The following is a 13,200-nucleotide window of genomic DNA, read 5'->3' on the forward strand; positions in this document are numbered from 1 at the left end:
CTTACCCTCGTTCGGGCTCCTTGACGATGCCGGCTTCGAAAAGCCGCTGCTGGGTGGCGGCGTCGATGCCGAGCGCATCCATCACGGCGCGCGTATCCGCGCCGAGCGCCGGCGGGCGCGTGCGGTAGGTCGGCGGCGTGCGCGAGAGCTTCACGGGCGCACCCGTGCCGCGATAGCCTTCCATCTCGACGATCATGCGGCGGTGCTGCGTATGCGGATGCGTGGCCACGGCGTCGACGGTCTGCACCGGGCCGCAGGGCACGCCCGCCTGGATCAGCGCTTGCGCGAGCGGCTCGCAGTCGTGCGCGGCGAGCCGCGCTTCGAGCGCCGCCTTGAGTTCGGGGCGGTGCGCGCAGCGGCTGCGGTTGTCGGCGAAGCGCGGGTCGTTCGCGAGATCGGGCACGCCCAGATGCGCGCAGAGCTTCGCGAACTGGCGATCGTTGCCCACTGCGAGGAAGATGGGCGCGCTGCGTGTCGCGTAGCTGTCGTAGGGCGCGATGTTGGGATGCGCGTTGCCGCTGCGCTGGGGCGTGCGGCCGTTGCCGAAATAGTTCGGCAGATGCGGATGCAGGAGCGACACGCCGCAATCGTAGAGCGCGATATCCACCGACTGCCCGAGGCCGCTTTTCTCGCGTTCGGCCAGCGCGAGCAAAATCCCCGCGAGCGCGTTCAGGCCCGTGACCATGTCGACGATCGGCAGGCCGATGCGCAACGCGGGTCCGTCGTGTTCGCCGTTCACGCTCATGAGACCGGCCATGGCCTGGATTACCGCGTCGTAGCCGGGCAGGCCGCCGAGCGGGCCGTCCGCGCCGAAGCCGGAAATCGCGCAGTGAATGAGGCGCGGGAAACGCGGGCGCAGGTCGCGCTCATAGTCCATGCCCCAGCGTGCGAGCGTGCCGGGCTTGAAGTTTTCGACCAGCACGTCCGCGCCTTCGAGCAGTTGCCAGAGGATCGCGCGGCCTTCCTCGCGCGAGAGATCGACGGCAATGCCCTGCTTGTTGCGGTTCACGCCCACGTAATACGAGGCCGTGTCGCCGACGAAGGGCGGCCCCCAGCCGCGCGTTTCGTCGCCGTCGGGCGGTTCGAGCTTGACGACTTCGGCGCCGTGGTCGGCGAGTGCCTGGGTGCAGTACGGACCGCCCAGCACGCGGCTCAGGTCGATCACGCGCAGGCCGTGCAGCGCGCCGTTCACCTTGATCGGTTCGGAATCCTTCATGATGATCACCGTGCGGGCAGCAGTTGCAGGGCGTCGGCGAGCGGTAGAGGCTGTTCCTCCACGAGCGCGCGCAGCGTCGTTGCGTTGGCGTCGCGTTCGTCGAGCGCGAGCGGGTCGTGCGGCAGCAGCTTGTGACGCACGATCAGGTGGGCGAGCGCAAGCCGCCGGTAGTCGCCGCCGGCGGTGGCGCCGCGCGAAACCTGCGCCGCCTCGCAGGCCATGAAGGCGGCCGTGGTGGCGTGATAGAGCGCGCTTGCCGCCTGGCGAACCGACTCGTCGCGGCCGCACTCGGCCACGCTCACGAGCGCCGCGCCCGCGCGGTCGAACACGTCGCGCAGGAGCGCCGCGCTTGCTGGACTGGCCGCACTGGCTTCGGACAGGCCGCTTTCGGCGAGTTCCGCGTGTACGTACTGCGTCAGCGCTTCGAGCGCGCCTTCGCGTTTCGCCGCGCGTGCCACGTCGAGCGCGACGATATTGCTCGTGCCTTCCCAGATCGAGCCGAGGTGCGCGTCGCGCACGAGGCGCGGATCGCTCCATTCCTCGATATAGCCCACGCCGCCGCGCACTTCCATCGCGTCGCCCGTCACGCGGCGCGCGTCGCGGCAGGCGCGGAACTTGATGAGCGGCGTGAGGATGCGCACGCATTTTGCCGCGAGTTCGTCGCCGCGATCGGCACGCGCGAGCAGCGTGGCGATGCGCATGAACATCGAACGCGCCTGCTCGGCGGGCAGCATCATCTTCAGCAGTTGCCGCTGCATCAGCGGCATTTCCACCAGCTTGCGACCGAATGCTTCGCGGTTGCGCGCCACGTGCAGCGCCTCGGTCAGCGCGCGGCGCATGAGGCCCGCCGCGCGCACGCCATTGGAAAGACGCGACATGTTGATCATGTCCGCCATCTGATGAAAGCCCCGGCCGACTTCGCCGATCAGATATGCCTGCGCGCCTTCCAGCACGATTTCGCCGCTCGCCATCGAACGGCTGCCGAGTTTGTCTTTCAGGCGCACGATGCGATAGCGGTTGCGCGTGCCGTCGGGGAGCGTTTTCGGCAGCAGGAAGAGGGCGAGGCCCTTGATGCCGGGCGGCGCGTCGTCGGGGCGCGCGAGCACCATCGCGAGATCGGCGTCGGCGTTCGAGCAGAACCACTTGTCGCCGTAAAGACGCCACGCGTCCTCGCCATTTGCGCCCGGTTCACGCGTGGCGCGGGTGGCGATGCGCGCCACGTCAGAGCCCGCCGCCTGCTCCGTCATGAACATCGCGCCTTGAAACAGGGTGTCGAAGTCCTGCGAGGCGAGCATCGGCAAATAGCGGGCGATGAGTTCCGGCGTGCCGAAGCGGCGCAGCGTGCGCGTGAGCGAGTCGGTCATGCTCACGGGGCAGCACAGGCCGAACTCGGCCTGCACGAACAAATACGTCAGTGCGTATTTGACGAGCGGCGCGGGCGCGTTCTCGCGATGGCTCATGGCCGCGAGCCCAAGCTCCGCATACGCAACGCGTTCCAGCGCCACATAGTCGGGATGCTTGTCGATGCGCTGGATCGCCTCGCCGCTGCGCGTGCGCTGTTCGAGCGTGGGCGGGTGCTTGTCGGCCACCAGCGCCAGGGCGTCGAGTTCGTCGGAGGCGCGCTGGCCGAGCGAATCGAGTTGCGCCTCGATCGCGTGAAACGCGGCGTCGCCGAGATAGCTGCGCAAAAGGGGCGCGAAGCCGGGGTCGCTCGTATAGAAGTTGATGCCGCGGCTGTCGGGAATATTGGACGCGCCGCTGGCCGGGGTGGCCTGCGTTGGCGCGGTGGCGAAGGCGGGTCGGTCGCTCATCGTGTGCTGTCTCCGTGCTGTTTTGCTTTGCGATTCGGCGTAGCTTAGGCGCGGCTTCGATAACGGTCCAATACAACCGATGTCATGTACGATAAGCGCTATCTATCGTTGATCGTCCGGGGAGCCGCGCCATGGAACTCAAGCAACTGCGCTATTTCGTGGCCGTGGCCGAGGAACTGCACTTCGGGCGCGCCGCGCGCCGGCTTTTCATCTCGCAGCCGGCGCTGAGCTTCGACATCCGCAAATTCGAGGAGCAGCTAGGCGTGCAACTGCTCGAACGCACGAATAAGGCCGTCGCGCTGACCAATGCGGGCAACGTGCTGCTCGAAGAGGCGCGGCGCTTGCTGGAACAGGCCGACGAGGTGCGGCGCATCGCGGCGCGTTCCGCGCATGGCCTTGCCGGGCGTTTGCGCGTCGGCTTCGTCAATTCGATGCTTTATCGCGGGCTGCCCGAGGCGGTGCGGCGTTTCGAGGCCGATCATCCGGCCGTGGAAGTGGTGCTGCGCGAAATGAATACCGCCGAACAGGTCCAGGCGTTGCAGCGTTTGCAGATCGATCTCGGCTTTGCGCATTGGGGACGTTTTCCGGCCGAGGTGCAATCGGAGGTGCTGTTTTCCGAGCCATTTCTTTGCTGTTTGCCCGAAGGGCATCGGCTTGCGCGCAGGCGTCGCATCGAACTTGCGACGCTTGCGCGCGAGCCGTTCATTCTGTTTCCGCGCTCGGTGTCGCCGCACTATCACGATCAGATCATCGCGACCTGCGTGGAGGCGGGCTTCAGTCCGCAGATCCGTCACGAGGCGCGGCTGTGGCAAACCGTCGTGACGATGGTGGAATTCGGCATGGGCGTGGCGCTCGTGCCCGCGGCGCTCGGGGCCGCAGGCGGCGGTCGGGTGGTGTTTCGACCGTTGGCCAGTAATCCTTATGAATCGCAGGTGCTCAGGCTCGTGCGCGGCGGGGAGGCGAATGCGCTCGCGCAGGGGTTTGCGTCGTATCTCGGGGCGCACAAGGAAAGCCGGGCGCAAGCCACGCCGCCCGGCAAGTGAGCGTCCGGCGTCAGCCGCAAGACCCGATCTCTCCGCATGACGTGCAGAAGTCGCACCCGTCCTTGCGGATCACCGCATTCGCGCCGCACGAACCACACTTGCGCCCGAGCATGGCGTGAGCAAACGCGTGCTGCGCATCGGCGGGCAGCGCGTTCTCGCCATTGAGCACCTGATCGCCGGGCTGCTGCGCGGGATGCGCCTGCGCAGCACCGCCTTGCGAGTCACCGCTGGAGTGCGTGGCGAGCGCGCCGCCACGCCGCTGCGCGAGGAGCCGTGACGGCACCTGCCGTCCCTCTGCGTCGAGAAAGCCGCGCCGGTGCAGGATCTGCTGGATCGCATAGGCAATGGCCGCGACCTCGGAGTCGTGCCACAGCGGAATGCGCCGTCCGTCCAGGCGCTGTGTCTCGCCATAGCGCACCTGGCCGCGATCCCACGAGACCTTGCGCAGGTCCTGAAGATTGCGCGCCACAAAGCCGCCGCGCGCCGCGAGCGAGAGCGAGCGCATGGTCGCCGTGATCCATTGCTGCGATTCGTCGCGCTGGCCCACGGGAATGAAGAACTCGATAGGCCGCTCGATCGTCACCGCTTCGCCGCCCACCTGGCCCGTCACTTCGAGGAACGACACCGCCACGTACAGCGACACCTTGCCGGTTTGCGTGATGTACTCGATCTTCTCGATCACGGCGGGCAACTCGCCCTTGGGCCGGTGATCGATCGCCACGCGCAGCGGGTCGAGCAGGGTGTCGCTGAGCGCATCGTCGGCGGTGGCAGCGGTTTCCGGGGGCAGCGTTTGCAGCACCGCGCCGAGCGTCTCGTTCGGCCGGTAGGTCGCGAGTCCCTTGAGGCCGCGCCGCCATGCGTCGAGATAGAGATTCTCGAAGTCCTCAAACGGATAGTCGGCGGGCACGTTGACGGTCTTGGAGATCGACGTGTCCACAAACGGCTGCACGGCCGCCATCATGGCGATGTGTTCCTGCGCGCTCATTTCCAGCGCGCTCACGAAATACGCGGGCAACGCGTTCACGTCGCCGCCGAGATTCCGGTACACGCGCCACGCGTGATCCTCGACGTTGAACGTCTCGCGGCTGCCGTCGGCCATGCGGCGCGTGCGCTGATACGTCCACGAGAACGCGGGCTCGATGCCGTTCGAGACGTTGTCGGCGAACGCGAGGCTCACCGTGCCCGTGGGCGCGATGGAAATCAGATGGCTGTTGCGGATGCCGTGGGCGCGGATCTCGGCCTTGAGGTCGTCGGGCAGGCGCGAGGCGAAGGTGCCTTCTTCGAGGTAGCGGTTCGCGTCGAAGAGGGGAAACGCGCCGCGCTCTCGCGCGAGTTCGACCGAAGCGCGATAGGCGGCGTCACGCATCGTGCGTCCCACGCGCGCGCCGAACGCGCAGCCTTGCTCCGAGTTGTAGCGGATGCCGAGCATCACGAGCGTGTCGCCGAGTCCCGTGAAGCCCACGCCGATACGTCGCTTGGCCGCCGCTTCCGCCTGCTGTTCGGGCAGCGGCCAGAGCGTGGCGTCGAGCACGTCGTCGAGAAAGCGCACCTGCGTGCGCGTGCGTTCGGCGAGTGCCTGCCAGTCGAAATCGGCATGCTTGTTCGCGCCGCCGCCGCGCAGTGGCGCGAACGGCTCGATCACGAAGCGCGTGAGGTCGAGCGGCCCCAGGTTGCAGCAGCCATAGGCGGGTAGCGGTTGCTCGCCGCACGGGTTGGTTGCGCGGATCGCTTCGAGCGCGCGCAGGTTGTTGTCTTCGTTCATGCGGGAGATGAACACCACGCCCGGCTCGGCCATGTCGTAGGTCGAGCGCATGATCGTGTCCCACAGGGCGCGGGCGCGCGTTTCGGCGTATACCCACAGGCCGTCGTCGCGGCGATGCAGGTCGGCCGAGGCGCGCAGCGCGGGCGAGGGCTCGGCGCGGTGCACGAGCTGCCAGGTCGCGTCGTTTTCCACGGCGCGCATGAATTCGTCGGTCACCGCCACCGAGACATTGAAGTTGTTCCAGCGCCCCTTCAAGTGCTTGGCCTCGATGAACTCGGGCAGGTCGGGGTGATCGCAGTCGAGCACGGCCATCTGCGCGCCGCGCCGCGAGCCCGCGCTTTCCACCGTGCGGCACGAGGCGTCGAACACGTCGATATAGCTGCATGGGCCCGATGCGCTCGATCCCGTCGACTTCACGAACGCGCCGTGCGGCCGGATGGCCGAGAAGTTGTAGCCCACGCCGCCGCCGCGCCGCATGGTTTCGGCGGCTTGCAGCAGCGCGACGTAGATGCCGGGGCGGCCCTCGTCGTCCACGCCCTGGATGCTGTCGCCCACGGGCTGCACGAAGCAGTTGATCAACGTGGCCTCGATGCCGGCGCCCGCCGCGCTCATGATACGGCCCGCGCCGAGCGCGCCGTTGCGCAGGTTGTCGACGAAGCGCGCCTCGATCCCGGCCCGCAACTCGGGCGGCTCGACCTGGGCGACGCCGCGCGCGACGCGGCGATAGATGTCGTCGGCGCTTTGCTCGTCGCCTTTGGCGTACTTCTCGAGCATCACGTCGAGCGAGAACTGCTGCGGGGGAAACGGAAGCGGGGGCGTGTTTTCTGCCATGACCGGGCCTCATGGAGCGCCGCGCGCGGGCGGCGGTTGAAGGGCGGCGAAAGCCGGCGCGCGTGGCGCGCGGCGGCCGTACCGCGTTCGCACAACCATACCCCAGTGGCGGCCCGCGTGCACGGTGGTGCAAGCGCGCAGGCCAGGGGCCGCTTGCGCGTGCCGGTGAAGCGGCGGCCAAGGCCGCGCTGCGGTTACACTGCTCGCGCAAAGAGGCGCGCGCGCCTCGACGACACACGGAGACAGGATGACGAACGGGACGGCGCGCGTGATCTACCGCGACACGGTGCGTGCGGAGTGGGTGGATTACAACGGGCACCTGCGCGACGCGTTTTACATGCTGATCTACAGCTACGCGACGGATGCGCTGCTCGACGCCATCGGGCTCGACGCGGCGCAGCGCGAAGCGCGCGGGCGCTCGATGTACACGCTGGAGGCGCACCTGAACTATCTGCGCGAGATTAAAGAGGGCGCGCGGGTGCGCGTGGATGTGCACGTGCTCGAATACGACGCGAAGCGCGTGCGCGTGTATCTGGAGATGTTCGCTGACGAGTTCGGTTTCGAACCCGGCCACGAAGCGGCGCACCCGGGCGCGACGCCGGTTTCGGCGAGCGAGCAAGTGCTGCTGCACGTGGACCGCTCAGGCCCGCGCGCGGCCGCCTTCGATGCCGATGTGCTGGCGCGCGTGGCCGCGTTGTGCGCGGCGTCGGCGGGTTTCGAGCCGCCTCATGCCGCGCGGGCCATCACGCTCGCGCCTCGCGCGGGCCGCTGAGGCGGCGCCGGGCGCGTTATGGCGCGGGCATGCCACGCATTACCGGGCGAGCCGTGGACATGGCGGTGGACGCGACTGAGAGCGCGATGGCGCCGGGGGCTTGAGCACCGATGCGCACGTGCGCAAAGGGCTTCGGTACACTGCGTCGAGCCGTCGTGGCCCGTGTCGTCGGTTGGCTTTGGCCTGCGGGTTGCGCTGGAGAGCGGTGGCGGGCACTTGGTGAGCGCCTGGTGGACGCTTAGCGCGCGTTTTCCGCGCCGATGAGGTCGCCAAACACTTCGGCGGCGATCATGACTGACGCATTCAGCGGCGCCGGGCGTTCGGCCGGCTTGAACACGGCGTCGCCACGGCGGATCTTGCGGCGCGACACGGCGCAAGTACCCGACGAATGCGCCGAGCGGCGGCGCCAGCGTTGTTCGCCATAATGACAGCGCCCCGGCTCGACCCAGCGGATCACCAGCGCCGTATCCGTCTGTTCGAGTATTTCGATGCGCTCACCGTTGGCTCCGTCAAGCGAGAGGCACGCTTTTTTCTTCATTGTCGGCTCCGTAAGTGGGGTTGCCGCGAATGTAGTCCTGTGCGCCGCCAAGTGCCATTGTGTCGCCGTTGAAACACCATTCCATAAACGGCAACAATCGCCCTGCGACACGTTGCGTCCAACGAAGGAATGGGGGTTTGCGGCCGATCGGGGTCGACATCTTAAATTTGTGCAACGCACTGTTGTGCGTGGCGCGACATCGGAATCGGCGAAAAGCGGCGTCTGGAAGGGTGTTCCGGGATAGGGGCGGAACGGCTGGAGCGGATCTGAATCTGATGAAAATCCGGCCTGGCGCGGGCTCGTTGCACGGTGATTTGCTGCGCTGCACAGCCGCTTCATAGACGCTGTACAGCCTTTGAAGCGAGCGCTTCTTTTTTGAATTTTCCCGAGGTTACATGATTCATCGTCCGCCTGCTCCGAACTCCGCAAACGAGCAGAAACTCCAGCGCGTTGCCTCCGCCGCGCTGTTCGCCACGCTCGTGCTGCTGGCGCTCTGGATCGTGCGCGAATTCCTGCCCGCCGTGGCGTGGGCGAGCGTGCTTGCCATCGTCCTGTGGCCCGCCTACCAGGCGATCGAGCGGCGCGCCTGGTTCAAGGGCCGCAAGACGCTGATCGCCACGCTGCTCACGGCCGCGATCGGCGTGCTCGTGCTGCTGCCCATCACGGTCACGGCCATCCAGGCCGCCGGCGAGGCGCACGACCTCTACCTGTGGCTGCACGACGCCCAGGAGAGTGGTGTGCCGGTGCCCGATTTCGTCGCGCATCTGCCCGTGGGCAGCCGCCAGGTGAGCGACTGGTGGCAGGCCAACCTGGCCCAGCCGCTCAAGGCTTCCCCGGCGATGAAGAGCCTGCACGGCGACACCATCGTCTCGTTCGGCCGCCACTTCGGCGCGCGCGCGGCGCGGGCCACGATGACGTTCGGCTTCATGCTCGTCACGCTGTTCGTGATGTTTCAGGCGGGCCCGCGCCTCTCGGCCACGGTGATGCGCGGTGCGCGCCGCGCTTTCGGCGCCGACGGCGCGCAACTGCTTCAGCGCATGGCCGCCGCCGTGCGCGCCACGGTCACGGGCCTCGTGGTCGTGGGGCTCGGCGAGGGCGTGCTGCTGGCCGCCGCCTATATCGCGACCGGCGTGCCGCACGCGGCGCTGCTCGGCACCGTCACGGCCATCGCGGCCATGCTGCCGTTTTGCGCCCCCATCGTGTTCTGCGGCGCCGCGCTGTACCTCGTCGTGCAGGGCTCGGTGATCGCGGCGGTCGCGCTCGCGGTCTGGGGCTTCGTGGTGGTGTTCGTCGCCGAGCATTTCGTGCGGCCGGTGCTGATCGGCAATTCCACGCGCCTGCCGTTCCTGCTCGTGCTGTTCGGCATCCTGGGCGGGGCGACCACGTTCGGGCTGATCGGCATCTTCATCGGCCCGGCGCTCATGACCGTGTTGATGGTGCTGTGGGCGAACTGGGCGGAGTGAGCGCGTGTTGCACGTGTTGCGCGGGCTCGACGCGGCGCGCGCCTAGCGCACGCAGGCGAGCGCGTACTTGAGCGCGGCCGGCAGCAGTTCGCGCCACACGGGCCAGACGTGCCCGCCGTCCACGATGCGCAGCGCCGCCGGGTTGCCCGCCTCGCGCAGCCGCGTGTAGAGCAGCGACGATTCGGCCTGGATCACGAGGTCGTCGTCGCCCGCGGCGATGAAGAACGGCACGCGCCAGGGCCGCGAGAAATAGGGTTTCCAGAGTGCCGGATAGTTGAGCGTGCGCCAGATCTGCGCGTCGAACTGATGCTCGCCGAACACGCCCACGTGACGCGCCGCCGAACTGGGCGGCGGGTCGCTCGCGTAGACGGCGGGCGAGAGCAGCAGCGCGCCGCAGAACATGTCCGGGTGCTCCAGCGTGTAGCGCAGCGCGCCGAACCCGCCCATCGAAACGCCGCCGATCGCGCGCCCGTCACGCTCGTTGTCCACCGCGAAGTGCGATTCGATTTCGGGCAGCAAGTCCTGGAAAAACGCCGTCTCCATTTTCTCCTTGCGATCGACGTACCAGTCGGTGCCGCCTTGCGGCATCACGATCACCACGGGCGGGATCTCGTGGTGCGCGATCAGCGCGTCGGCGCTCGCCTGGAGCTGGCCTTGCGTGACCCAGTCCATTGCGTCGCCGTTGTTGCCGTGCAGGAGATACAGCACCGGGTAGCGGCCCTGGTCGGCGCGATAGCCGCCCGGCAGATACACCACGTAGGGCCAGTCGCGGTTGAGCGCGGCCGAATGGAACGTGCGGGCCGCGATCGTGCTTGCCGCGGCGGGCGCGGCCGACGCGGCGAAGGCCGCGCAGGCGAGCGCAAGCGGAAGCAGTGCGGTTCGAAGGAGTCTGCGCATGGCAGGGAAATCGGAGCCGGGAGGCGCTGTCAGCGCGGGGCCATCATCCTAGCAGCCACCTGGGCGCGCCGGAAGCCGGGGCCGCCCGGCGAGGCGCCCGGGCGGGCGGCGGGACGGCGCGTCAGGCCGAGGCCTTGGCGCGCGAGGGCAGCAGGCGCTTGAGCGGATCGGACGCGCGCGCGACGAGCAGCAGCGCGGTTATCGCGACGGCGTCGGCGACGAGGCCGAGCGGCACGTTCAGGTAGCCGTCGGTGTACCAGTAGAGCACCGAGTCCACCGTGAGCGAAATCACGGCACCCGCCACGAACGAGAGCATGCCCTTCTGGCCGACGAGACCCACCCAAGGCAGCGCGTGCGCGAGGCGCTTCGCCCAGCCCAGACGGATCACGTGCGCCGTAAGCCACGCGATGCCGGCGAAGTTGAGCACGCGGAACCACGCGAGGTTGCGCTTGAAGTCGCCGTCGAGCGCGACATTGCCCAGTTGCAGGCGGTAGATCGCGGCGCCCGCCACGACGGCGAGCGCGGCGAGCGTCACGAGCGTGCCGAGCCGGTGCGCGTTCACGCGCTGGAACACCGGCTGCGCCTGGGCGATCACGCCGAGCACGAACATCAGTTGCCAGGCGAACGGGTTGAAGTCCCACTGCACGTCTTCGACGTGCGGCAGCCACGGCACCAGGTGGGGCGCGACGCCCCAGAGCGCGAGGCTCACGGCCAGCAGCAGCCAGGGGCGCGTGCGCGCGAGCGGCAGCGCGAGCGGCGCGGCGAGCGCGAAGCACGCGTACATCGGCAGCACGCCGGCCAGGTACGGCTGGCGGCGCAGCAGCACGATGTCGCGCAGCGCGGCGGCGGGCGCGAGCGTGAGATCGTCGAGGTCGGTGGTGGCGAGATTGGGGGCGTCCACGTTGCACGCCACGAGGATCGCGGTGACGAGCAGCATCAGGAGCGCCGTCACGACGAATGCACGGTAGATCTCGAACGCGCGCTTGATGAAGCGCTGCCGGGCCGCGGCCTCGGTGCGGCGCGCGCAGAGCGCGGCCCACGCCGTGGCCGTGGCGAAGCCGCCCAGGAACACGAACACCTCGGCGGCGTCGCACAGCGCGTAGGCGTGCAGGGTGACGCGCGAGACGATGCTGCCGCCGATGTGATCGACGACGATGATGAGCAGGACAAGACCGCGGAAAAAATCGAGTTCGACTAGACGGTTGGATGACTTTGGCATGTTGGGCAGCAGGCCGGGGGCGGCACGCGGTGCGCGAGGCGCACTACATGGCCGACGGGCCGGACGGGCGGATGCGCGAATGCATCTGCCGGGAAATCGGGAAAACGGGCCAGGTTCGCAAGGCGCCGTGCGCCGGGAACCGCGAAGCGGCCGCCAGGGTGGCCGCATGACAAGCGCAGGGAAAAGACCTGAAGGATGAGCAAGGGTTCCCGTGAACCGGGGCTTGGGCTTGACGCGGCCGATACTACCTCAATTTCAATTGGCTTTCAGTGAGCGTTACCGCCGGCAGACGTTCAAGTTTGCGGGGAGACGGCCGATAAGTCAGGGAAAGGGGCATGATCATGCGCACGTGTTGAGCGGTGCAACCCACGGCAGGACGGGCGTTTGCGCCGGGTTTGAAATCGATTTCGGACCCTTTTTTCCGTGTTTCGATGTGGCGCTAATTCCGGTAATTAACATTTGTATCAGAGTGTTGTCCCTGGGCTGATCCAGCTCAATTGCGCTTTACAATGCCGGATCGATTTTGGGATCGCACGTCCGTTCGTAAATGCGGCGTTGACGTGCGTTGGATGTTTATCGTACGAAATGCAGGTGGTTTAGCTGCAAATCGATGCGGTCCGGCGGACGAGCCGGAGCGCCGTGAGAGCGGGAGCGCGCCAGACGCAGCAGACCGTTCCGGGCCTCCGTACGCCGCGCGGCCGCGAGCACGCAGGAGGCGAATATGTTCGAAGATCGTACCGGTCAACGTACCCACGGTCTGAAGGGATTCTGGGCCGTGTTGGGACTGGCGGCCCTGCTGGGCGGCTGCGCCAACATGGATCAGCAGCAACAACAGCCGCAGCCCGACACGTCGGCCGCGGCCAGCCCGGCAAGCGATGCAACGCCCGCGGCCGGCACGGATGCGAGCGCGCAGGCGGCGAGCGCACCGGTCACGCGTGTCGTGACCAAAACCACCTATGTGCGCGTGCGCCGCGGCGACACGCTTCAGCGTCTCGCGCAAAAGCACAGCGTTTCGGTCAAGGATCTGGCCGCGTGGAACCACTTGAAGCCGAACGGCCGCCTGCGCGCGGGCCAGTCGATCAAGCTGGTCTCGAAGCAGACGATCACCGTGCAGGCCGCGGCCCCGGCGACCGGCGCCCAGGCGGCGAGCACGAACGCCAACCCGGTCGTGAACCGCCAGGTCGCCGCCGAAGTGGCGCGCCACGCGAACAGCGTCGCGCTCGTGTGGCCGGCGCATGGCCGCGTGGTCGAGCCGTTCGCGCCCGGTACGACGCGCGGCATCGAGATCTCGGGCAAGGCCGGCGACCCGGTGATCGCCGCCGCCGACGGCAAGGTCATGTACGCGGGCACGGGCCTGAACGAGTACGGCAGCCTGATCATCGTCCAGCACAACAAGGACTTCCTCACGGCTTACTCGCACAACCGCCGTCTGCTCGTGAAGACCGGCGACATGGTCCATCAGGGTCAGCAGATCGCCGAGATGGGCAGCGAGAACAACGACCGCGTGGCCGTGCTGTTCGAGGTGCGCCGCGACGGCAAGCCCGTGGATCCGATGCCGTATTTGCCGACGTCGCCCCAGGGCTGAATCCCTCGCTCACCCGCACGTTAAAAAAAAGCCGCCCCGGCGCTGAAATGCGCCGGGGCGGCT

At 68.0% G+C, this 13,200-nt stretch carries 10 protein-coding genes; 4 read left to right on the forward strand and 6 right to left on the reverse strand.

Features of this window, described 5'->3' with window-relative positions:
* Position 1: 1 nt before the first annotated feature.
* Together C7401_RS19040 and C7401_RS19045 are read right to left on the reverse strand one after the other, a co-directional pair.
* Complete coding sequence (locus C7401_RS19040) at positions 2–1,216, reverse strand: CaiB/BaiF CoA transferase family protein (protein ID WP_112173179.1); 1,215 nt, start codon at positions 1,214–1,216, stop codon at positions 2–4.
* Between the two features lie 5 nt (positions 1,217–1,221).
* Positions 1,222–3,027 carry an acyl-CoA dehydrogenase family protein gene (locus tag C7401_RS19045; RefSeq protein WP_112172950.1) on the reverse strand — a complete coding sequence of 602 codons (1,806 nt, stop codon included), beginning with the start codon at positions 3,025–3,027 and terminating at the stop codon, positions 1,222–1,224.
* A gap of 131 nt (positions 3,028–3,158) precedes the next feature.
* On the opposite strand from C7401_RS19045, the gene C7401_RS19050 reads away from it, so the two are divergent.
* A complete protein-coding gene (locus tag C7401_RS19050; protein WP_112172951.1) occupies positions 3,159–4,070 on the forward strand; it encodes a LysR family transcriptional regulator in 912 nt (303 codons plus the stop codon).
* Between the two features lie 10 nt (positions 4,071–4,080).
* Here the strand turns inward: C7401_RS19050 and C7401_RS19055 are convergent, their stop codons facing one another.
* Positions 4,081–6,663, reverse strand: a complete 2,583-nt coding sequence (locus C7401_RS19055; RefSeq protein WP_112172952.1) for an adenosylcobalamin-dependent ribonucleoside-diphosphate reductase — start codon at positions 6,661–6,663, stop codon at positions 4,081–4,083.
* A 247-nt stretch (positions 6,664–6,910) separates the two neighbouring features.
* Between C7401_RS19055 and C7401_RS19060 the strand changes: the two genes are divergently transcribed.
* Positions 6,911–7,435: a thioesterase family protein gene (locus C7401_RS19060; protein WP_112172953.1), complete on the forward strand. Its 525-nt coding sequence runs from the start codon at positions 6,911–6,913 to the stop codon at positions 7,433–7,435.
* A 238-nt stretch (positions 7,436–7,673) separates the two neighbouring features.
* Here the strand turns inward: C7401_RS19060 and C7401_RS19065 are convergent, their stop codons facing one another.
* On the reverse strand, positions 7,674–7,973 hold the full coding sequence (locus C7401_RS19065) for a DUF3331 domain-containing protein (protein WP_112172954.1): 300 nt from the start codon (positions 7,971–7,973) through the stop codon (positions 7,674–7,676).
* 395 nt (positions 7,974–8,368) lie between these two features.
* Here C7401_RS19065 and C7401_RS19070 point away from each other — a divergent pair, with 395 nt between their 5' ends.
* Complete coding sequence (locus tag C7401_RS19070; protein WP_112172955.1) at positions 8,369–9,436, forward strand: AI-2E family transporter; 1,068 nt, start codon at positions 8,369–8,371, stop codon at positions 9,434–9,436.
* A gap of 42 nt (positions 9,437–9,478) precedes the next feature.
* On the opposite strand, the gene C7401_RS19075 is transcribed toward C7401_RS19070, so the two are convergent.
* Both C7401_RS19075 and C7401_RS19080 read right to left on the reverse strand, forming a co-directional pair.
* Positions 9,479–10,333 carry an alpha/beta hydrolase gene (locus C7401_RS19075; protein ID WP_112172956.1) on the reverse strand — a complete coding sequence of 285 codons (855 nt, stop codon included), beginning with the start codon at positions 10,331–10,333 and terminating at the stop codon, positions 9,479–9,481.
* A 121-nt stretch (positions 10,334–10,454) separates the two neighbouring features.
* The gene (locus tag C7401_RS19080; RefSeq protein ID WP_112172957.1) at positions 10,455–11,552 is read right to left on the reverse strand and encodes an OpgC domain-containing protein; all 1,098 of its coding nucleotides are present in this window, start codon (positions 11,550–11,552) and stop codon (positions 10,455–10,457) included.
* A gap of 721 nt (positions 11,553–12,273) precedes the next feature.
* Between C7401_RS19080 and C7401_RS19085 the strand changes: the two genes are divergently transcribed.
* Entirely contained in the window at positions 12,274–13,137 is an 864-nt protein-coding gene (locus C7401_RS19085) for a peptidoglycan DD-metalloendopeptidase family protein (RefSeq protein ID WP_112172958.1), read from the forward strand.
* Positions 13,138–13,200: the final 63 nt, after the last annotated feature.

It is taken from the genome of Paraburkholderia unamae (assembly GCF_003268775.1).
Taxonomy (GTDB): Bacteria; Pseudomonadota; Gammaproteobacteria; order Burkholderiales; family Burkholderiaceae; genus Paraburkholderia; species Paraburkholderia unamae.